The sequence below is a fragment of the Methylophilus sp. Leaf416 genome (assembly GCF_001424665.1).
Classification (GTDB): domain Bacteria; phylum Pseudomonadota; class Gammaproteobacteria; order Burkholderiales; family Methylophilaceae; genus Methylophilus.
The window spans coordinates 499243-521211 of record NZ_LMQS01000001.1; the positions used below are offsets into that span (position 1 = coordinate 499243).

The window sequence follows — 21969 nt, forward strand, 5'->3', positions numbered from 1 at the left end:
CTTAGGTCTCTTTAAGCGCAGTAGCCATGACAAGCGCCGAATCAGCCTCTACCGTTACTAATCGCTGGTAAGTTGCCAATGCCTGACCCACCACCTGGTCCATGTTGTAATACTTGTAAGTGGCCAGACGCCCGACAAAAGTTACTTCCGGGGTTGCCTCTGCCAACGCTTGATATTCTTTATACAAAGCTGCATTTTGCGGTCGCGGGATAGGATAGTAAGGATCTCCCTCTGCCTGCGGAACTTCATAAGTCAATGCTGTTTTGTCATGCACTTGCCCGGTGAGGTATTTATATTCCGTGATACGCGTATGCTTGATCTGTTCATCCGGGTAATTCACCACAGCCACGGACTGGAATTGGGGTTTATCAACTGTCACATGCCGGAATTCAAGCGAGCGGTATGGCAACTTACCAAAACAATAATCAAAATATTCATCAATAGGCCCGGTAAAAATCAAATGCCCATACTTGATGGTATTTTTGACGACGCGGTAATCCACATTTAAGAGTGTTTTAATATTGGGATGGTCCACCATCTTTTTAAACATGGCGGTATAGCCATGCAGTGGCATTTGCTGGAATTCATCCTGGAAATAGCGGTCATCATCATTCGTTCGTGTAGGCACACGCGAAGTCACCGATTTATCCAACTCAGAAGGATCAAGCCCCCATTGTTTTTTAGTGTAACCGCGAAAGAATTTTTCGTATAACTCTGTGCCAATCTGGTTGATGACTACATCTTCTGAAGTTTTAATGTCCGCCACAGGTTCGGCGCGCGCTGCCAGGAATTTCTCGGCCTGTTCAGCATCCATGTTCAAACCATACAACTTGTTCAGTGTTGTTAAATTAATGGGGATGGGCAGCAACTGGCCATCTACATCTGCCAGCACGCGATGCTCATACGCGCGCCATTCAGTAAAGCGCGATAAATAGTCCAGGATACGTTGCGAGTTGGTATGAAAAATATGCGGGCCATACTGATGAATCAGGATGCCATCATGATTGAAATAATCATAAGCATTGCCGCCAATATGCGGGCGTCGATCAATCAGAAGCACACTTTTGTTAGAATCAGACGCCAACCGTTCCGCCAGCACGCTACCGGCAAACCCGGCTCCTATAATCAAGTAGTCGAACTCTAATTCAGCCATTAACTGCTCCCTAACAATACCGGACTTGTTTGCGATACTTTAGAGAGAAAAGCATTGGCTGGACTGATCTGCAGCTTATCTTCCATCTGCAAATACATTTTTTGCCAGGTTTTATCCCATGACATGCCACGCAAAATGCTGTCGGCTTTTGCAGAAATAACAGCAGGATTTTCCATCGCTTCGAGCGCCATCTCGATGGAATCAATGAATGCCTGGCTTTCTGCGGCAATGAGCACCAGCTCACTTTCACCATACATGCGGACAACATCATGAATAGGGGTGGAAACCACTGGCCGTCCGCCTGCCAGATATTCCGGTGTTTTGGTGGGGCTAATAAACCGCGTGGATTGATTAATGGCAAATGGCATTAATGCCACCTTCCAACCACTTAAATATACCGGCAACTCATCATATGTTTTTGGCCCCAGGTAATGGATATTCGGCAGTCTTGGCAGCGTCTCCGGGTTTATCTTCACAATCGGTCCTATCATTACCAACTGCCAATCCGGGCGCGCGGTAGCAATCTCCCGAATGAGCGCAACATCAATCCGCTCGTCAATCACGCCATAAAAACCGATTTTTGGTCCAGCTATATTGGCCTGATCGACAGGCTGTTCATTCACGAGTCTTGCCTTGCCAAAATGCACGGTATCAACGCTACTTGGAATCGGATGCACATTCTGGTGTTGCTTGCGTTTCGTGTCATAGAGGCTGTAGCCACCGGTAAACACAATGTCAGCTTTTTTGAATAAAGCCTTCTCATAACCGAGCAACTCAGGTGGTGCCCCAAGAAAAGCAGAAAGTTCATCCATGCAATCGTAAACAACCAGCGACGCATTAATATGATCAGTAAACGACAGGCTCATCGGCGTGTAATACCACAATATCGGATCAACGTCGGCAATCATCAGATAGCGATCGAGTAAACTCCTGAGTAAATCCGTGCCGCCAGTCGTACCTATCTCTCGGGCAGGAATATGCGGGATAAGTACACGAACATCCTCATGTGCCATTTTCACTTCCAGCCAGGCAGTTTCGCCTTCACTGGCAATCGGTTCTTCAAAAAACAATACCTGGAACATCTTGGAGAAGCGGCTCATCAGATGCTGCGGTCTCTGGTACACAAAATCCCAGCGCAAATGTGATAAACATAACAATGCAGGTTTGGAATTACCTGGCAAAGCGAGTAGTCCCTGACTGTTGTGTGCCGCATGCGGCTTGATATTTTTAACTTCAAAAGGCGACCGACTCATCAACTGCTCCTCATTAAATTTTTAGACCTTGCTTAACTCCTTTGTAGCTTAAGGGTTTGGCAGACCAAACAAAATCGGCCTTTGAATTATTCTCATGTAGGAGGATATTAAGGATTAAGACGGGTGCAGTTAAACAGGCTCTTTTATTTCACAGAAATAACAACAACATGAAGTATTAAGCGGGTTAGCGTACAGTGAAGAGCAGGAAATTATGATCTGTTTTTAGATGTGAAGCCTGCCTAAATTACTTTTATTGCAAACCATCATGGCTAAAAAGATAGCCTTTGATATTCAAAAAATTCACACGTGATACACAAAAAATATAGCCAGCCCATCAGGCTGGCTATTTTCAGATTGAAGCAATTAACTAAGAAAAACTTTAAAGATTTTTGAGTATTTAAGCGTTTAAAAACAGATTAGACCAGCGGCGGGTCTGTTTCACGAGAGTGATCGCGCGGTTTACCCAGTGCAGTGATGAATGCTTCAATATTGTCATAAGCGTCATCATCCGCGATAAACAGGCTTGGATCAGGGTTACCATCTGATAAAACTTCCTCAATGCCTGCTTTTTGCAATAAGCTTCTTGCCGTATTAGGAACCAGGATAGGTTTGCAATGACGGTATTGATTTTGCAGGAATTCACAGGTGTGGGCATTGAGTGCCAAATTGGCCACCGACTGCTCACCCTCGGCGATTACCATCCCATCAAACAGCACGCCAGGCATGGTTTCCAAGGTCGCTTCAACATGAATAGTCTTTCCTTCGGAGGTTTCCAGCTTGCCTAGTTTAGTGCTCAATATACGTGGTACCCCGCCTTGGGCAAGGATGGCATCATACAAGGCATTGACGTTGGCTCCATTCACACCATGCGCAGCCAGGATGGCTACACGTTTGGTTTTAATAGTGCCATCACCTGGATAGAAGGTTTCTGACAAAGCTGGTGAGGCATCCAATACGGGAAACGAAATATCGCTGGCCAAAGGCGCGGCAGCAGGCAAATCAATGCCCAAGCCATCAGCCACTTCCTGAGCCAATGTCTCATCCACATTCACTAACAGGGATACGACCCGTTCGCGTATGGCAGGCACCTGTATGCGGGTGAGTTCGAACCTGAAGGCATTGATAATGTGCTGCTTTTCAATTTCCGACTGGCTAATCCAGAAAAGCGTTGCTTGAGAGTAATGGTCAGCAAATTTTTCCGGCTTGCCGCGCACCTTATCCTCCGCGACAGGTTCCGGAAAGCTGGTGAATCCCTGCATACCTGCCTGGAATGGGCAACCACCGCCTAAGGAGTTGGGTTCATAAGCCACACGGCCGCGTGGAATATTCTGTCTATGCATGCCGTCGCGCTGATTGTTATGAATTTCTTCTAGCGGCGCATTAATAGGGATTTCATGGAAATTGACACCGCCTAGTCTGGAAATTTGCGTATCCAGATAAGAATGAATGCGGCCCTGTAACAATGGGTCATTAGTGAAATCTATACCTGGAATAATATGTGCAGTACAGAAAGCAACCTGTTCGGTTTCTGCGAAAAAATTATCCGGATTACGGTTCAGCACTAATTTTCCAACTGCAACCAGCGGCACCAACTCAACCGGAATCAGTTTGGTCGCATCCAGCACATCAAAGTCAAATTTATCGGCTTCTGCTTCAGTGAATATTTGCAGGCCAAGTTCCCACTCAGGATAAGCACCCGCTTCAATCGCTTCCCACAAATCACGGCGATGAAAGTCTGGATCGGCGCCACTGATCTTCACTGCTTCATCCCAGGCTAACGAATGGGTACCTGCCACTGGCGTCCAATGGAACTTGCAGAATACCGATTCATTATTTTCGTTAATTAAACGGAAGGTGTGTACGCCAAAGCCTTGCATCGTGCGATAGCTACGGGGAATAGCCCTATCCGACATTTGCCAAAGCAGCATATGGGTTGATTCAGGCATCAGGGAAACAAAATCCCAATAAGTGTCATGTGCAGAAGAAGCTTGCGGCATGGCATGGTGCGGCTCAGGTTTCACCGCGTGGACCAGATCAGGAAATTTCATCGCATCCTGAATAAAGAACACCGGAATATTATTCCCCACCAGATCCCAGTTGCCTGAGTCAGTATAAAACTTAACGGCAAACCCGCGTACGTCCCTGGCTGTATCACTTGAACCGCGCTCACCAGCCACTGTAGAGAATCTGACAAAAACCGGTGTTTGTTTGCCCGCCTCATTAAAAGGCGTAGCTTTGGTATATTTGGATAAAGGCTGGTAATTCTCAAAATAACCGTGTGCTGCAGAACCACGCGCATGCACTACGCGCTCCGGGATACGCTCATGGTCAAAATGTGTAAGCTTCTCACGGAGGATAAAATCTTCCATCGCGGTCGGACCACGCAGTCCAATTTTAAGAGAGCTTTGATTATCACCAACAGCAACGCCTTGGTTGGTTGTGAGTGTCTGGCCAGCCGAATCAGAACGAACACGATCCAAATCGCCTTTTTGCAGATTCTCACCATCTGGCGGACCTTCACCAGTCTTTTCATTGGTATTCAATTCACTGACGGTGCTGGCGCCGACTATTGCGTCTGGCGCCTCTGAAATCGTACCTGAGAAAGGACAACGTGAAGCTTCACCGTATTCAGAGGATTTTGTGGCATTGTGGGGAAAAGACGTGGAAAGCTCATCCGACCCTACAAATTTATCTACTAATTTGGTAGGCACTGAATTATCCAAAGCTGAGTCCGGCGGCTCATGGGTAGAAGGTCCAGATACAGTTGATAAAACGGAACCTAATCCAATTTGAGTCTTCGGTGCTTTAGCCATGATATTTATTCCAATTTAATTGATAAGGAGCATGGATTATCGAAAGTTAAATGGAATGCGGTTATAAGTGCCTCCTTATTTTGATGTAGGAAGATCGTTTCTTTTTGCTCACATAAAAAAACCCGCGTAATGCGGGTTTGTTTTCCTTGACCTAATAATTACTGAATATAGCCCTTGATCTCATCTTCTTTCCTGACAGGCGTGGTGAAATCCAGCTTCATTGCGGAAGGATTAGCTTGCCAGTTTGGCGATGAGAAAGCACGTAAACAGGTAAATGCATTTGGAATATTGCCACTACTGTCTTGCTTACAGATATCAATGGCAGCCACCATGCAACGCGCGCCATTCTCAAAACCCGATCTAATCTTGTCCACACACACCGACTCGCCTATCAACGGGCTTACTGACGGGTCATCCATCTTAAGCTTGATTGAATCATAAGCATTTAACTTAGAAGTCACACATTCGTTAAAGCGTGGAATATTTCCTGCATTCCTAAAGTCATGGCAAGTATTCAATTCTTTGGATAACAGGAGCCTGGACGACTTATAGAACCAGGCGTTTTTTTCTGCATGGGCTGCAAGTACGCAAGTCATTAAAGTTAATGCCAATATAAGCGTTTTCATAATTGAATTAATTGGTTGAGCTTAAAGTGTGAACGTATTGAAGATCATTCAGTTTACATCATGAATACAGCCAAAAATGACTCACTTCAGACTGCATATAGCTAGAATCTCTAACTTTGAACGATCAAGTGAATATCTCGAAGATCTAAAATTTAGATAATCACCGATTCTCCTGAGTCAAACAATACACTGATATATCTACACCCAAATACCCCCATCTATTAAATGTCACCATCCCAAACAAATCGTCATTACAATTAAGCAAGTAAAGAACGAGGTCTATGATGATAAGAGTATTGATTTCTCTGGTTGCTTTAGGAATAACATCATGCGCACAACAGCAATCTATCACCACAACAAATACTTACGAAAAGGCAATGCCGTTTTCTAAAGCTGAAATAAAAAAAGTTGAAGCGAATCAAGAGGGTATATGTGCTAAATATTCTGCCAAATCAAACATCCGGATAAAACGCATGAAAGCAATCAATGCCTCCATGGATGAGCAAGGCTTAACGCAAAAGCAGAAAAATGAAAGGTATGATTATTTAATGTCACACCTTAATGACGGCTTGGAAGACTCTGAACAATGGAAAGATAAGTGTGATGCTTTGAATAAAAAGCTTGATGAAATGTATAAAGCAAATCAAATAGCTGGTGATAAATACTTAGAACAGCGAACACGTAAATACTAGAAGCGGTTATTTGCTTTTAATCTGGGCGAGGAATTCTGATTATCCAACCTTACATACTCGGACGAACGACAAGTTTTCACCCGCATTTGATTTGGGATTTAGAGCCGTTTTAAATAAAATGGAACACTTAATTTAATAAGTTTCGATTGGTCGGGACGGAGTGATTCGAACACTCGACCCCTTGCACCCCATGCAAGTGCGCTACCAGGCTGCGCTACGCCCCGACATTTGAGTTCTAGCGGGAACCCGCCTGAAAAGAACGCTGAATTATAAAACAAAACCGCATATTCGCTAAGCAGAATATGCGGTTTTGTGTGTCTGGAAGCTAGTCAGGCAGCGACTTTGAGCAGGTTTATTACCTGCTGTAACTGCTCTTTTAAAGCCAAAATATCTACAGTCGGCAATTTTGAAGCTTCAGCTGAGATTGCTGTTGCATTCTGGTTTGAAGATTCTGTTGCTAAGCGTCCGGCCTTTTCTGCTTTTTCATCCACGCCATCTAACCGATTGCGGGCACCACTGATAGTAAAGCCTTGCTCGTAAAGCAGTTCACGAATCTTGCGGATAAGCAAAACTTCATGATGCTGGTAGTAGCGACGGTTACCGCGACGTTTAACAGGTTTGAGCTGGGTGAATTCTTGTTCCCAGTAACGCAATACGTGTGGCTTTACACCGCACAATTCGCTGACTTCACCAATGGTAAAGTAGCGTTTGGCGGGGATAGGCGGTAGCGTGATTTTTTGCGTTTCGACCATGTGTAAATACTAAATTAAGCTTGTGCTTGCAAAGGTTGTTCTGCGTAGTGCTCTTCTACTCGCAATTTTAATTTTTGACTGGCATGGAAAGTCACCACGCGACGTGCCGAAATTGGTATTTCTTCGCCTGTTTTCGGGTTACGGCCAGGACGTTCTGATTTAGTGCGCAACTCAAAATTACCGAAACCGGAGAGTTTTACGCTGTCTCCATTTTCCAGTGCATTACGAACTTCTTCAAAAAACGCTTCGACCATATCTTTGGCTTCACGCTTATTTAGTCCGACTTGTTCAAACAACAAATCAGCCAAGTCAGCTTTTGTGAGTGTCATTAACGATCCCCTGAACCTTCTTATTATGTGAGATTACGCTAGTATTGAATTAACTGATATTCCTCGACTCACCGAGGAATATCCGAATAATTATCTTAGTACTGCAGAAAAATTCGATGACCAATTTTTTAGGATTTGTGACAAGATTGTGTCCACTTCCTCATCGACCATAGTCTTGGCAGTATCTTGCATAAGTACAAGAAATGCAAGGCTTTTTTTGTTTTCTGGCACGCCTTTACCCTGATAAACATCAAACAATTTGACCGTTTGCAACTGCGGAATTTGCTCTGCAATTATGGCTTCTATCATTGCTTGCGCAGAGATATTTTGATCAACCACCATGGCTAAATCGCGACGCACCGGCAAGAATTTACTTACCTCTTGGTACACTGGAACTTGTTTGGTCTGGATGGCAGCCACATCTATCTCAAACAGGAAACAAGCCTGGGTAAGTTGATATTGCTGTTGCCATTGCGGATGCAATTTTCCCAGCCAGCCTACGGCTTTATCACCCATGTAAATACGTGCTGACTGACCAGGATGCAGTGCCGGATGTAATTCGGAAACGAAACGTACTGTGTTCGCGAATAATGCTTCTACATGTGCTTTGGCATCGTAAAAATCAAACTGGCGCGCTGCACTGCCCCATTGTTCTGGCAACACATTGCCATAACATAACCCTGATAACACCAGTGTCTCCGTATAGCCTTGAGCCTGGCGCAAATAGCGACTGCCAAGCTCAAACAACATCGCACGCGATTGCTGACGGTTGAGGTTATAACTCAAGGTATCGAGCAAGCCGCCCCACAAACCAGAGCGCATCACACTCAGATTGCTGGCGATAGGATTTTTCAAGGCAATAGGTTGGTGGTTAGCATATAAATCACGTTCCCAGGCGGCATCGACAAAACTATAGGTGATAACTTCCTGATAGCCTTGTTGCACCATCACGTCACGCAAACGGTCGTGACTACGCTTAGCTTCAGGCGCTGCCAGCATGCCTTGAGACGCGACTGGCGTTAATGCCGGGATATGCTCGTAACCATGTAACCGGGCAACTTCTTCAATCAGGTCTTCTTCACGCGCAATATCAAAGCGGAAACTAGGCGCGCTCACTTTGAACACCCCATTCGATTCGCTGAACACAAAGCCTAACTGGGTGAGCAATTGGCCGACCTGCGCTGCGCTTATCTCAATGCCAAGCACCGAAATCAAACGCTCGTAACGTAAAGACACCTGTTTTCGCTCTGGCAGTTGAGCAGTCGCAGAAGTGATAGGCCCAGCGCTGCCACCACAGATTTCCAGCACCAGTGCTGTCGCGCGTTCAAGCGCTTGCGAAGTATTGCCGAAATCCACGCCACGCTCAAAACGGTAAGATGAGTCTGTGCTTAAGCCCAGACGGCGAGCTTTGCCAGCCAAAGTATCCGGCGTAAAGAAGGCGCTTTCAAGGAATATGGAATGTGTCTTATCTGTCACTGAAGTAGGTTTGCCACCCATAATCCCTGCCAGTGCCACTGCACCATTACTATCTGCGATGACGAGGTCATCGGCTTTCAGGGTTACTTCAGTATCATTAAGTAGGGATAATTTTTCACCCGCTCGTGCAAAACGAACCTGGATATCGCCTTGCAGCAGATTCAGGTCAAACGCATGCAGTGGCTGACCCAGCTCAAGCAATACGTAATTGGTGATATCAACCAAGGCGCTGATACTCCGGATACCGCTACGCTCCAGCCTGCGAATCATCCAGTCCGGCGTTGGAGCCTGTGCATTCACACCTTCAACCACTCTGCCGTAATACGCTGGGCAGGCTTCGCTGGCGGTGACATTAACAGCCTTGCTTTGGTTACTGTTGACGACAGCAGCCTGGATGGCAGGCACTTGAATCGGCGCGCCTGTCATGGCTACGACATCTCGTGCGATGCCGAGAATGCTGAGGCAGTCAGCACGGTTAGGCGTTAATTTCAATGTGTAAGTATGATCATTGAGGTCAAGATATTCACGGATATCCTGCCCGACTGGCGCATCGGCAGGCAGTTCGAGCAGGCCGCTGGCTTCGGCAGCAATGCCCAGCTCCTTGGCTGAACACATCATGCCGAATGACTCGATACCGCGCACTTTAGCTTGTTTAATACTGATACCAGGTAATTCTGCACCGACTAATGCACAAGGTGCTTTCAGGCCGGCACGTGCATTAGATGCGCCGCACACAATTTGCAGCACTTCCCCACCGACATTGACTTTACAGACCTGCAAGCGGTCAGCACCCGGATGCTTGGCCGTTTCAAGGATTTCTGCCACCACTATGCGCTGAAAAGCAGGCGCAACCGCGGTTAAATCTTCGACTTCCAGGCCCGCCATCGTCAATGCATGACCAAGTTGCGCAGTATCCAGCGCTGGGTTGACCATTGAACGTAACCATTGTTCTGAAAACTGCATATTCTTATTTATACCTATCTGATAAGGTTTAAAAGTGACGAGCGTTTATTTAATAAACTGCTGCAAAAAGCGAAGGTCATTATTAAAGAAATGACGCAAATCATTTACACCGTAGCGCAACATTGCCAGGCGCTCTACGCCCAGGCCAAACGCGAAGCCACGGTATTTTTCACTATCGATATTCACGTGCTTGAGTACTTCCGGGTGCACCATGCCGCAACCACCGATTTCCAGCCAGCCGCCATTCCAGCTCATATCCATTTCGGCAGATGGCTCGGTGAACGGGAAGAATGAGGGACGGAAACGCACTGTGAGGTCATCGCGCTCAAAGAATTTTTGCAGGAAATCCTGTACCACGCCTTTGAGGTTTGCAAAACTGATCTGCTCATCTACCCACAGACCTTCCACCTGGTGGAACATAGGTGAATGGGTGGCATCGGAATCGACACGATACACGCGACCAGGTGCAATAATCTTCAGCGGCGGCGTGTTGGTTTCCATGTAATGCACTTGCACTGGTGAGGTATGCGTACGCAACACGTGCTCCATACTGTCAGTGCCGTTATCTACGTAAAACGTATCGTGCATGGCACGCGCAGGATGATTATCAGGAATATTCAGGGCGGTGAAATTATAAAAATCAGTTTCAATTTCAGGGCCGTTGGCAACGCTGAAACCGATAGAATGAAATAGTTCTTCTACCCGGCGTAACGTCAGCGTAACGGGGTGCAAACCACCTGCAGCCTGCGCTCTTGCCGGTAAGGTTACATCAATGCTCTCACTCGCCAGCTGTTTGGCTTGCTCTGCAGCCAGAATGCTGTCGCGGCGTGCATTGAGTGCCTGCTCAACCGATTGTTTAACCACATTAATCGCGGCTCCAGCTGCCGGACGTTCTTCCGCAGAAAGTTTACCCAAGCCTTTGAGGGCTTCGGTCAATGCGCCAGACTTACCCAGATATTTGGCTTTGGCGTTTTCCAGGGCTGTCACATCATGACAGTTAGCAAAGTCTTGCTGCGCTTCTGCGATTAAGGGGGTGAGATCGGCCATAATTATGTTTTCTTGCGATTATTTTTGTTGCAGCAATTGAAATAAAAAAAGAGGCCGCAGCCTCTTTTTTCGTTAGGTCAGACTAGGCGCTTAAACCTGTTTTTGCCAATTCTACGAATTTAGCGAAAGCAGCTTTATCAAACACAGCCAGGTCAGCCAATACTTTACGGTCAACTTCAACCGCAGCTTTTTTCAAGCCATTCATGAAGCGGCTGTATGTCAAACCAGCCTCACGGGCTGCAGCGTTGATACGTGCAATCCATAATGTACGGAATTGACGTTTTTTCTGACGACGGTCACGGTATGCATATTGACCGGCTTTCATCACCGCCTGTTTGGCAACGCGGTAAACGTTCTTACGACGACCACGGTAACCTTTAGCTGCTTTTAAAACTTTCTTGTGTCTTGCGCGGGCTATGACGCCACGTTTTACTCTAGGCATGTCGGTCTCCTTATTGTGTTGGCATCATTGCGCGAACGCGTTTGACATCAGTTGCAGAAATAATGGAAGTACCGCGCAGCTTACGTTTTTGCTTGGTGGTTTTCTTGGTCAGGATGTGGCGCAAGTGGGAGTGCGTACGCTTCACTTTACCGTTACCCAAGAACTTGAAGCGCTTTTTGGCGCTGCTCTTTGTTTTCATCTTTGGCATTTTGGTCTCCTTAGAGGTTGAATAGAGAGTAACTAGGCAGCCAATTTAGCCGTATTACTCCAAAAAAACTTTTTTATTGCTTAAGCTTGCTGACGTGAAAATTATTCAACGCCTGATGTTTCTTTATCAGCAGGTTTATCTGCTTTTTTGGCAACCGGAACGACTTTTTTAGCCGGTGCCAGTACCATGACCATTTGTCGGCCTTCCATTTTAGGATATTGCTCAACCAATGCATGTTCTGTTAAATCTGCTTCAAGGCGTTTTAACAACGCCAAACCAAATTCCTGGTGCGTAATCTCACGACCACGGAAGCGTAAAGTAATCTTCGCTTTATCACCATCACCCAAAAAGCGGATGATATTACGCAGCTTGATGTTGTAATCGCCATCATCGGTGCCGGGCCTGAACTTGACCTCTTTAATTTGCACCTGTTTTTGTTTTAGTTTTTGCTCATGCAGACGTTTGCTCTCGGCGTATTTGAATTTACCATAATCCATCAAACGGCACACTGGTGGTGCTGCATTTGGTGCAATTTCAACAATATCAATATCAGCTTCTTCCGCTTTGGCAAAGGCCTCTCTCAGAGTCATCACACCTAACGGTTCGCCATCTACACCAACTAAACGCACTTGTGGCGCAGTAATATCGCCATTGATGCGTGTATCTTTATCTTGAGCTATAACAATCCCCTAAACAAATAAACAAAGCCGCACAGCACCTGAGAAAATCAGACCTTGCTTTGGATGTCTTGTTGCACACGCGCTACAAACGCGTCTACCGTCATCACACCCAGATCTTCACCTTTTCTGGTACGTACGGCCACTTGACCATTTTGCATTTCCTTGTCGCCTACCACAATCAGGTATGGCAACTTCTGCAAACTATGTTCGCGTATTTTATAGGTAATCTTCTCATTTCTCAAGTCAAAATCGCATCGAATGCCATTTTTCTTCAAACTTTCAACCACTTGGCGCACGTAATCAGCTTGACCATCAGAAATATTCAATACCATGACCTGCACCGGAGCCAACCATGTGGGCATGGCACCAGCAAAGTTCTCAATCAAAATACCCAGGAAACGCTCCATGGAACCGACAATCGCGCGATGCAACATAATCGGGCGCTGACGGGAATTATCTTCTGCCACATATTCCGCACCCAGGCGTTCCGGCAGGTTCGGGTCAAGCTGGATTGTGCCGCATTGCCACATCCTGCCTAATGAATCTTTAAGTGTGAACTCGATTTTAGGGCCATAAAATGCACCTTCGCCGGGCTGATATTCAAACTCAAGCCCATTAGCTTTAATCGCATTTGCCAATGCGGTTTCAGCCATATCCCACGCTTCTTCAGTACCCACGCGTTTTTCAGGACGGGTAGACAGCTTGACAATCACGTCATCAAAACCAAAGTCTTTATAGACTTCATACAGCATCTTGATAAAGTCGGCCACTTCAGCCTCGACTTGCGATTCCATACAGAAAATATGGGCATCATCTTGGGTAAAGCCGCGCACGCGCATCAAGCCATGCAAGGAACCGGAAGGTTCGTTACGATGACAGGAACCAAATTCAGCCAGACGCAAAGGCAAATCACGATAGCTATGCAGGCTGCTGTTGAAAATCTGAATATGCCCAGGACAGTTCATCGGTTTCACTGCATAATCGCGGCTTTCCGACTGGGTGATAAACATATTGTCACGGTAATTTTGCCAGTGGCCGGATTTTTCCCATAGGGTCTTATCCAATACTGTCGGCGTGCGCACTTCCTGGTAATCATATTCTTTGAATTTGGCGCGCATATACTGCTCGACTTCTTGCCAAATCACCCAGCCACGTGGATGCCAGAACACCATACCAGGCGCATCTTCCTGCATATGGTAGAAATCAAGCTGCTTGCCCAGCTTGCGATGGTCGCGTTTTTCAGCTTCTTCCAGCATATGCAGATAAGCTTCTAGCTCTTCTTTATTGCGCCAGGCTGTGCCATAGACACGCTGCAACATCTCGTTGTTACTATCGCCACGCCAGTAAGCGCCAGCCAGCTTCATCAATTTAAATGCTTTTAATTTGCCGGTGTTCGGCACGTGAGGACCGCGACACAAATCGGTAAAGTTACCTTCACCATACAAAGACACATCCTCATTACTGGGGATGCTGGCAATGATTTCTGCTTTGTAATGTTCGTTAATGCTTTTGAAATAAGCGACCGCTTCATCGCGAGGCAATACCGTGCGCTCGACTTTTTCGTCCTTTTTAGCCAGCTCAACCATTTTCTTTTCAATCGCTACCAAATCGTCCGGTGTAAACGGGCGCTTATAGCTAAAGTCATAGTAAAAGCCGTTTTCAATCACAGGACCTATGGTGACCTGCGCATCAGGAAATAATTCTTTGACGGCATAAGCCAATAAGTGAGCGGTGGAATGACGGATCACCTCCAGGCCCTCTTCATTTTTGTCAGTGATAATTGCGAGATCTACGTCCTGCTCGATCAGGTAACTGGTATCTACCAGTTTAGCCTCTTGCCCTGGATGCGTGACTTTGCCTGCCAAAGCGGCTTTCGCCAGCCCAGCACCAATATTCATCGCAACATCAGCCACGGTCACCGAATTCTCAAAGCTTCTGGTGGACCCATCAGGCAAGCGTATTACAGGCATGTATTCTCTCTCGAAAGGTTAAAATCACTAATAAAACAAGCGCATGGCACTGCTTTGTGACCAAACGAACATTATCGCACAGCGCGTGAAAAGTCTGCAACGGAACTGCTCACCAAAGTTGAAGCAGTCAACCGTCATTAAGCTTGGCTGATCAGCGTCGAAAATGCGAAAATAAAAAAGCCACCTCGCTTGAGGTGGCTTTTAATATCTGGTAGTCGCGAATGGACTCGAACCATCGACCCCCACCATGTCAAGGTGGTGCTCTAACCAGCTGAGCTACGCGACTATAAACTCACAGACATGCTGCGAATCAATAAGGTTGCGCATTCTATCCGAAAGCATTCAGCTAGGCAATGGCATGCATTTTAATTAATGGGCTACAAAACTCATTGCAATAAGCCGGCACTGGCTACACAAATATCAATTAATGGCTTAAATAGGTGCCTGAGCAATGTTATTCCTTCATTGCCGGTTGATTTTGCGCTGACTTCACAACATCTTTTGCGTCAACATCAGTTCACAAACTATCGATCACTCTTTAAGGGGGTGGCGCAGTCAGCCGGTTAAATATCTCAACACCCGGGTAACCATCCTGTGGCAGCTTCTGGGTTGCCTGGTAGCGACGAATCGCGGCTTGCGTTTTGCCACCAGGAAAGCCATCCGGAGTGCCGCTATCAAACCCCTGCGCGTTCAGTGCTTCCTGTAATGCCCACATTTGTTGGTAACTAAGGGCCGGCGGTTCAGGGGGCATTGCCAGGGTGTACATATCCTGCCGTAACTGCTGGCTTAACAGACTCACACTGAGTGCATAATTCACCGAGCGATTCCATTGCATGATCACATCAAAATTCGGGAATATCATGTAGGCAGGTCCATCAAAGCCTTGTGGCAGGATAATCGCTGCTTGCGGCAGGCTCATCGCATTATCCGGCACGCCAATCACCCCCAGTTTTACCCATTCACTGACCGGTTTATACAGCTGCAACTGTGCCAGGCTGTAATCAAACCCTTGAGGCAATGCCACCATCATACTGATGGGTTTTCCGGCCTGCCAACCGGCCTGGGAAAGATAATTGGCCGCTGAGCTGAATATATCCGGGTATGAATTCCAGATATCAATTTTGCCGTCGGCATCGGCATCAACCCCGTACTTAAGCAAAGTGCTTGGCATGAATTGCATATGTCCGGTGGCGCCTGCCCAAGAGCCTGTGACGACACTATCGTAGTGATGCTCACGCTCAACCACGCGCATCAGGTTAAGCAGTTCACGCTTGAAAAACTCTGCCCGGCGGCCTTCATAAGATAAAGTTGCAAGGGCGGATGCCAGGGGGATATCGCCCATATAGCCGCCAAAGTTGGTTTCCAGCCCCCAAAAAGCGACCAGTACCTCCTTGGGCACCTGATACAGCTCTTCCACCACATACAAAACACCCTGGTAATCTTGCAGCATTTGCTTGCCTTTGATGACTACACGCTGGTTGATGCGGCGATTCACATAGGCTGAAAAACTGGTCACAAACTCTGGCTGCTTGCGATCCAAATCAATTAGCTTTGGCAGATAGGTTACATTATTGAGCGTGAAATCCACGGCTTGTGGCGCAATGTGTAAAGCCAGCGCTTCCTGACGTAACGCCGAGACCCAGGATTGAAACGCTTCTTCATCTTCTGCATTCGCCATCACACTATTGAGCAGCAGCGCTGCAATGCATAATACCTTCAACATAGCGTGTGATTTTCCCTACATGAGTGATAGAAGTTGGCCATTACTGTCTGGCTGCCAGTATGGCTTCGTAGCCTGCACGGTAATCGGCAAACTTTAATTTAAAGCCACTTTGTGGCAAAAACTGGTTAGTGATGCGCTTGCCGGTTTGGGGCTCTAAAGGAGGCGTGTCCGGCAATGGCAATTGCATTTTGCCAGCCATCCACTGCAACACTTCGTGCTGTAGCGCCGGTACACCATCTGTCACAATGCAATGTGCCGGCAAAACCATGCCGTTCGCCACCTGTTCATACAAGTGCACTACAGCCCTAGCTACATCGAGTTCATGAATACGGTTGGTCCAATGGGCCACTTTTGGCCAGCGCGCTTGATCCTGCACTGCACGCAATAAATACAAACGTTGCGGGCCATAAATGCCTGACACGCGTAACGCAGAATGCGCGCATGGCAACTCATACAGCAATCGCTCAGCGTCTAGCATTACCTGTCCATCAGCATCTGCAGGCACAACGGCAGTACTATCATCCACAAATTCGCCTTGATGTTCGCCGTAAATGCCGGTACTGGAGATAAAAAAGACATGGCGTAGTGCAGACTTGGAGACATGCGCCAGCACATTTTTCAAGCCTTGCACATAGGTTTGCTGGTAAGTCTGGCCTTCCACTGGGGCCAGGCAATACAGCAGAATTTCAGGCTGCAACTCGGCAATCGGCGCTAAAGCGTCTCCTTTTACCACATCCAGATGCAATACTTGCGCACCTTGCGGCACAGCCTGCCTGGAACGCCTGACGATAATCAGCTCATGTCCGTGTGCAAGCGTTTCTTGCGCAACTAATGTGCCCAAGCCACCACAGCCTATTTGTAATACTCTCATCAACTACTTTCTTAAAGACTTAATCCTGACACCGGATGTTTGAGCAAGTATCGCTCTGCCAGCAACATCGCACCCATCGTTTTACTGTCAGTGATTTCGCCGCTTTCAATTGCTTGCATCACGCGCGCAAACGGCCAGACAAACACATCCATCGCTTCGTCAATATCCCTGGCATGTGCTCCCAGCGTCAGGCCAGTCGCCAGGTAAATATGAATCACCTCATTCGAATAGCCAATACAAGGATGCTGAACACCTAGCTTCACCCATTCGTTGCCGCTGTAGCCGGTTTCTTCCAGCAACTCACGCTGCCCGGTTCGCAATACCGGTTCGCCCTGGTCAATTTTACCGGCGGGCAATTCTATAAATACCTGCTTGAGCGGATAGCGGAACTGTCTTTCAAGCACCACGCCACCGTCTTGCGTCAACGCGACCACCACCACAGCACCCGGATGCATCACATACTCGCGTCCGCTAATGGTGCCATTAGGTAAGCGCGCTTCGTCGTAACGCACGGTCAACATCTTGCCTTGCGCCATGATCTCGCTGGAAACGGTAGTTTCAATTAAGTGCTGATCGACTGATTGATCACTTGCAGACACAGCCTGAGAAGAATTACTTTGTTCAGTCATACCTTAAACATCCATACCACTTACTATGTTTACACTGCATTTTTAAATGTATTGCAATCATTGACACTCCCTGATTGCAGGCCCGCTTTAAACCATTGCACACGCTGTTCGGCACTGCCATGAGTGAAACTGTCGGGCACTGCATAACCGCGCGCCTGCTTTTGCAGGGTGTCATCGCCAATCGCAGTCGCTGCGCGCAAAGCTTCTTCAATATCGCCAGTTTCCAGGATACGGAATTTCTCATCCGCATGATGGGCCCATACGCCGGCATAGCAATCTGCCTGCAATTCCAGCTTAACCGAATACGCATTCGCCTCAGCCTCTGAACCTGCCTGTTGCCGGGCCTGCTGTACTTTTTGCGAGGTACCCAATAAATTCTGTACGTGGTGGCCGACTTCATGTGCAATCACATACGCCTGGGCAAAGTCACCGGGCGCTTTGAAACGCTCTTGCAGTTCTTTATAAAAACTCAGGTCAATATAGACTTTCTGGTCTGCCGGGCAATAAAACGGCCCCATCGCCGCCTGGCCTTGTCCACAAGCCGTTTGTGTCGCGCCACCAAATATTTCAAGGTTAGGTGCACTGTATTGCTGCCCGGCGTTGGAGAATAATGATTGCCAGACTTGCTCGGTACTCCACAACACGCGGGAGACAAACTTGACGTTAGGATCATTGTTATCGGCTGCTGGCACCGAAGTTTGCGTGGCAGGCTGGCCCTGTTGCGCCAGATTCAATACCAGGTTTGGGTCGACACCAAAATACATCGCCACCAGCGCAATAGCAATCGTGCCTATGCCTATGCTGCGGCCACCGATCATGCCGCTGCCGCGGCTATCTTCTACATGCTGGCTTTCTTCAAGATCATCTAAACGCATATGGTCACCAAGCCTGGTTGAAAATTGTTGGATTATGAAAAATGTTGCGTGAATGTGATTACTTTAGCATGCAGCACTGATAAAATCACACCATGTTCACTGGGATTATTCAAACCGTCGGCTACATTGCCGACGTAGTCACACACGGCGACGATTGCGCATTACGTATCGAAGCCTCCGATTTAGGCCTGCAAGATGTACAGCTGGGTGACAGCATTGCCGTGAATGGCGTGTGCCTCACTGTTACCAAACTGGAATCCACTTCCTTCGAAGTTATGGTGTCCAAAGTCACTTTAGATGTGACCAGTGGCCTCGGCCAACCTGGTGCTGTGAATCTTGAAAAAGCGTTGCGACTGGCAGACCGGCTGGGCGGCCACCTGGTGACCGGCCACGTTGATGGCGTCGGCACCATTAGCGTTTTGGAGCAGGTAGGCGAATGCTGGCTGCTGAAAGTACGCGCGCCACATGCCCTGAGTAAATACATCGCCCAAAAAGGATCGTTGTGCGTCAATGGCATCAGCCTGACAGTCAATGCCATCACGCAGGATGAAGTCAGCATCAACCTGATCCCCCATACCATGCAGCATACAATTATGCAGTATGCAAAACCCGGAGACGCAGTGAACCTGGAAATTGATTTGATTGCGCGTTATGTAGAGCGCATGCAAGCCTGGGAGCAGGAATAATGTCGGCGCAGATTAGTACTATTGAAGCGATTATTGCCGACATCCGCGCCGGAAAAATGGTCATTCTGGTCGATGACGAGCACCGCGAAAACGAAGGTGACTTTGTGATTGCGGCTGAATTTGTGACCGCAGAGCATATCAACTTTATGGCTAAATACGGCCGCGGCCTGATTTGCCTGACATTGACAGAGCAACGTTGCCGCCAGTTGAATCTACCGCCGATGACCCGCAAAAACGGTACGCGCTTGGGCACAAATTTTACCGTCTCTATCGAAGCGGCTGAAGGTGTCACTACCGGCATTTCAGCGGCTGATCGCGCAACCACAATCCGCGCAGCTATCGCCAAGAATGCCAAGGCCAGTGACATTGTCAGCCCGGGGCACATTTTCCCGATTGGTGCCATGAATGGCGGCGTGCTGGTGCGTGCCGGGCATACTGAAGCGGGTTGCGATCTGGCACAACTGGCCGGCTGCGAACCTGCCAGCGTGATCTGCGAGATACTCAAAGATGACGGCGAAATGGCGCGCCTGCCAGACCTGATGCAGGTCGCAGCAGAGCATGACATCCGCATCGGCACCATCGCCGACCTGATTCATTACCGCGCTGCGCATGAAACCCTGATTGAGCGCAGTGCCGAGCGCAAAATTGAAACGGCTTTCGGCCCCATGCAACTGATAGCCTATCGCGACAATATTGCGCAGGAAACGCATCTGGTGCTGGTGAAAGGTGATCCGTTAACCGCTACTGAAACCCTGGTACGGGTGCATGAACCTTTATCCATGATTGACCTGCTGGATAGCAGCCATCAATCGCATAGTTGGAATCTGTTACAAGCCATGCGTACCATCAGCAATGCGCCGTGTGGTGTAATTGTGTTAATCAACCATGATGAAGATGGCCTGGGACTGACAGACAGGATTTTACGCGCAGACCAGAAAATCACACTCAACCAGGAATTACGAAACTACGGCATCGGCTCACAAATCCTGCTCGACCTGGGCGTGAAGAAAATGCGCCTGATGGCTGCACCGCGCAAAATGCCAAGCATGGATGGTTTCGGCCTTGAAATCACCGGCTACCTCAGCGAAGAAGAGGCGTCACCCTTATGAGTGAACAATTACCTTTGTCCGATATCAGCGAACGATTAAACCTGACTGGCCAGATTCTCATTGCCATGCCAGCCATGCAAGACCCCTATTTCAGCAAAAGCGTGATCCTGATTTGCAGCCACGACCATGATGGCGCCATGGGTATGATCCTCAATCATCCGTTACAACTCAATGTCGGAGACCTGTTTGAGCAACTGGATATGCCATGCGACGCCCCTCACCAACAGGACCGTCTGGTACATTTTGGTGGGCCGGTGCAGGTCGAGCGCGGCTTTGTGCTGCACACACCTGCTACTGAATTCAACACCACGCTGGGCTTGTCTGAAGGGCTGGCGATGACTTCTTCCAAGGATATCCTGGAAGCGGCAGCACGCGATGAAGCCCCAAAGGATATGTTTATCGCTCTCGGTTATACCGGCTGGTCTTCAGGCCAACTGGAGGATGAAATCCAGGCCAATGCCTGGCTCACCCTGCCGCTGGATGACCGCGAGCATTTACATAAGCTCATCTTCAACCTGCCCAATGATGACAAAGTGTTGTGGGCCATGCAGCAGTTAGGCGTAGATTACGCCACCCTGTCCGAGGTTGCAGGGCATGCCTGAGATCAAGCACAGCAAGCAACCCTTAACGCAAAGTCACCTGCCTATTACCGAACGCCTTTATCCAGATATTAGCGGCAGTGTGCTCGCGTTTGATTTCGGTGAAAAAAGGATTGGCGTCGCAGTGGGTGAAACCCTGCTCGCACTGGCGCATCCGCTGCTCACCATTGAAGCGGAAGATAATGCCGGAAAATTTGACCGCATCGCGGCTATATTGCAGGAATGGCAACCGGTTCTACTCATCGTTGGACTACCCATGACCATGGACGGCGACGCCCATGCGATGACCGCCCTGGCACAGAAATTTGCGCAGCGCCTTGAGGGCCGCTTTAACTTACCCGTGATGATGATAGATGAGCGCCTGACTTCAGCCGAAGCGTCACAATCACTGCGCGAAGCAGGGGTCCGGGGCCGTGCGCAAAAACAACATTTGGACCAGGTTGCCGCACAAACTATATTACAATCTTACTTTGACGCCTATCACTCACGTTCATAGCACAGGACTCTCATGATACTGCCTGACCCCGAACAGTTGCTGGATCAGCTTTACCAACAATTAAAACCCCGCGTCCATGAAAATACCGCTTTGGTCGGCATCTACACCGGCGGCGTGTGGCTGATGGAAAAATTGCTGCAACGCCTGCAAACCGAACTGGGGCGTGACATTGCCCATGGAAAACTGAATGCATCCATGTACCGCGATGACTACGCCAGACGCGGCATGAAAACCACCGCCCAACCCGGCCACATCCCTTTTGACGTGAATGACAGGCATATCATCCTGATCGACGATATTTTCTACACCGGCCGCACAGTGCGCGCTGTGATTAACGAGCTATTTGATTATGGTCGCCCTGGCTTGATAGAACTGGCCGCACTGATCAACCGTGGTGGCGCACAATTACCGATTCGTCCTGATATCGTTGGCGCCGATATCCCATTGCTGGCCCACCAGGCATTTGAACTTTCCATCAATACGCAGGGACGTTTGCACCTGACGGTGACAGATTCCAGCCAGTCTGCTACCCATTCCCCAGAAGCCAATCTGCCTAACGACAGTGGAGCCAATTAAC

Annotated in this window: 22 protein-coding genes and 2 tRNA genes; 6 read left to right on the forward strand and 18 right to left on the reverse strand. The window is 48.1% G+C overall.

Annotated elements, in window-relative coordinates:
- Nucleotide 1: 1 nt before the first annotated feature.
- The 4 genes from glf to ASG34_RS13930 all read right to left on the reverse strand — a co-directional run bounded on the left by glf (nt 2) and on the right by ASG34_RS13930 (nt 5815).
- Entirely contained in the window at nt 2–1153 is a 1152-nt protein-coding gene (gene glf, locus ASG34_RS02340) for a UDP-galactopyranose mutase (protein ID WP_055826052.1), read from the reverse strand.
- Nucleotides 1153–2406: a glycosyltransferase family 1 protein gene (locus ASG34_RS02345; protein ID WP_055826055.1), complete on the reverse strand. Its 1254-nt coding sequence runs from the start codon at nt 2404–2406 to the stop codon at nt 1153–1155. The genes glf and ASG34_RS02345 overlap by 1 nt, the downstream gene beginning before the upstream one ends.
- Before the next feature lie 416 nt (nt 2407–2822).
- Nucleotides 2823–5219, reverse strand: coding sequence for a catalase (locus ASG34_RS02350; RefSeq protein WP_055826057.1), 2397 nt, complete (start codon nt 5217–5219; stop codon nt 2823–2825).
- 158 nt (nt 5220–5377) lie between these two features.
- Nucleotides 5378–5815 (reverse strand): hypothetical protein, encoded by a 438-nt coding sequence (locus ASG34_RS13930; protein ID WP_156376448.1) that lies wholly within the window; start codon nt 5813–5815, stop codon nt 5378–5380.
- A 311-nt stretch (nt 5816–6126) separates the two neighbouring features.
- On the opposite strand from ASG34_RS13930, the gene ASG34_RS02355 reads away from it, so the two are divergent.
- On the forward strand, nt 6127–6537 hold the full coding sequence (locus ASG34_RS02355) for a hypothetical protein (protein ID WP_055826059.1): 411 nt from the start codon (nt 6127–6129) through the stop codon (nt 6535–6537).
- A gap of 147 nt (nt 6538–6684) precedes the next feature.
- Here ASG34_RS02355 and ASG34_RS02360 read toward each other — a convergent pair.
- From ASG34_RS02360 to ypfJ, 14 genes are all read right to left on the reverse strand, one after another.
- Nucleotides 6685–6761: transfer RNA gene (locus ASG34_RS02360), tRNA-Pro, on the reverse strand.
- 105 nt (nt 6762–6866) lie between these two features.
- The gene (locus tag ASG34_RS02365; RefSeq protein ID WP_055826061.1) at nt 6867–7289 is read right to left on the reverse strand and encodes a MerR family transcriptional regulator; all 423 of its coding nucleotides are present in this window, start codon (nt 7287–7289) and stop codon (nt 6867–6869) included.
- A gap of 14 nt (nt 7290–7303) precedes the next feature.
- Nucleotides 7304–7618: an integration host factor subunit alpha gene (locus tag ASG34_RS02370; protein WP_055826063.1), complete on the reverse strand. Its 315-nt coding sequence runs from the start codon at nt 7616–7618 to the stop codon at nt 7304–7306.
- Nucleotides 7619–7708: 90 nt separating this feature from the next.
- Nucleotides 7709–10057, reverse strand: coding sequence for a phenylalanine--tRNA ligase subunit beta (pheT, locus tag ASG34_RS02375; protein WP_055826065.1), 2349 nt, complete (start codon nt 10055–10057; stop codon nt 7709–7711).
- Nucleotides 10058–10102: 45 nt separating this feature from the next.
- Nucleotides 10103–11104: a phenylalanine--tRNA ligase subunit alpha gene (gene pheS, locus ASG34_RS02380; RefSeq protein WP_055826066.1), complete on the reverse strand. Its 1002-nt coding sequence runs from the start codon at nt 11102–11104 to the stop codon at nt 10103–10105.
- 82 nt (nt 11105–11186) lie between these two features.
- The gene (rplT, locus tag ASG34_RS02385) at nt 11187–11546 is read right to left on the reverse strand and encodes a 50S ribosomal protein L20 (protein WP_055826068.1); all 360 of its coding nucleotides are present in this window, start codon (nt 11544–11546) and stop codon (nt 11187–11189) included.
- 10 nt (nt 11547–11556) lie between these two features.
- On the reverse strand, nt 11557–11754 hold the full coding sequence (gene rpmI / locus ASG34_RS02390) for a 50S ribosomal protein L35 (protein WP_019881750.1): 198 nt from the start codon (nt 11752–11754) through the stop codon (nt 11557–11559).
- 101 nt (nt 11755–11855) lie between these two features.
- On the reverse strand, nt 11856–12440 hold the full coding sequence (infC, locus tag ASG34_RS02395) for a translation initiation factor IF-3 (RefSeq protein ID WP_082504774.1): 585 nt from the start codon (nt 12438–12440) through the stop codon (nt 11856–11858).
- A gap of 41 nt (nt 12441–12481) precedes the next feature.
- On the reverse strand, nt 12482–14404 hold the full coding sequence (gene thrS, locus ASG34_RS02400) for a threonine--tRNA ligase (RefSeq protein ID WP_055826073.1): 1923 nt from the start codon (nt 14402–14404) through the stop codon (nt 12482–12484).
- A gap of 209 nt (nt 14405–14613) precedes the next feature.
- Nucleotides 14614–14690, reverse strand: a tRNA-Val gene (locus ASG34_RS02405).
- Between the two features lie 252 nt (nt 14691–14942).
- The gene (locus ASG34_RS02410; RefSeq protein ID WP_055826075.1) at nt 14943–16127 is read right to left on the reverse strand and encodes a lytic murein transglycosylase; all 1185 of its coding nucleotides are present in this window, start codon (nt 16125–16127) and stop codon (nt 14943–14945) included.
- Between the two features lie 40 nt (nt 16128–16167).
- Nucleotides 16168–16998 carry an NAD-dependent epimerase/dehydratase family protein gene (locus ASG34_RS02415; RefSeq protein ID WP_055826076.1) on the reverse strand — a complete coding sequence of 277 codons (831 nt, stop codon included), beginning with the start codon at nt 16996–16998 and terminating at the stop codon, nt 16168–16170.
- Nucleotides 16999–17009: 11 nt separating this feature from the next.
- A complete protein-coding gene (locus ASG34_RS02420; RefSeq protein WP_055826078.1) occupies nt 17010–17627 on the reverse strand; it encodes an NUDIX domain-containing protein in 618 nt (205 codons plus the stop codon).
- A 29-nt stretch (nt 17628–17656) separates the two neighbouring features.
- Nucleotides 17657–18502, reverse strand: a complete 846-nt coding sequence (gene ypfJ / locus ASG34_RS02425; protein WP_055826080.1) for a KPN_02809 family neutral zinc metallopeptidase — start codon at nt 18500–18502, stop codon at nt 17657–17659.
- 92 nt (nt 18503–18594) lie between these two features.
- Here ypfJ and ASG34_RS02430 point away from each other — a divergent pair, with 92 nt between their 5' ends.
- Genes ASG34_RS02430 through pyrR form a run of 5 tightly spaced genes read left to right on the forward strand, consistent with a single transcriptional unit; the run spans nt 18595 to nt 21968 of the window.
- Nucleotides 18595–19188 (forward strand): riboflavin synthase, encoded by a 594-nt coding sequence (locus tag ASG34_RS02430; protein ID WP_055826082.1) that lies wholly within the window; start codon nt 18595–18597, stop codon nt 19186–19188.
- Nucleotides 19188–20297 carry a bifunctional 3,4-dihydroxy-2-butanone-4-phosphate synthase/GTP cyclohydrolase II gene (gene ribBA / locus ASG34_RS02435; protein WP_055826084.1) on the forward strand — a complete coding sequence of 370 codons (1110 nt, stop codon included), beginning with the start codon at nt 19188–19190 and terminating at the stop codon, nt 20295–20297. Before ASG34_RS02430 ends, ribBA begins: the two co-directional genes overlap by 1 nt.
- Entirely contained in the window at nt 20294–20899 is a 606-nt protein-coding gene (locus tag ASG34_RS02440; RefSeq protein ID WP_055826085.1) for a YqgE/AlgH family protein, read from the forward strand. The genes ribBA and ASG34_RS02440 overlap by 4 nt, the downstream gene beginning before the upstream one ends.
- On the forward strand, nt 20892–21392 hold the full coding sequence (gene ruvX, locus ASG34_RS02445) for a Holliday junction resolvase RuvX (RefSeq protein ID WP_055826087.1): 501 nt from the start codon (nt 20892–20894) through the stop codon (nt 21390–21392). Before ASG34_RS02440 ends, ruvX begins: the two co-directional genes overlap by 8 nt.
- A gap of 12 nt (nt 21393–21404) precedes the next feature.
- Entirely contained in the window at nt 21405–21968 is a 564-nt protein-coding gene (pyrR, locus tag ASG34_RS02450) for a bifunctional pyr operon transcriptional regulator/uracil phosphoribosyltransferase PyrR (RefSeq protein ID WP_055826089.1), read from the forward strand.
- Nucleotide 21969 lies beyond the last annotated feature (1 nt).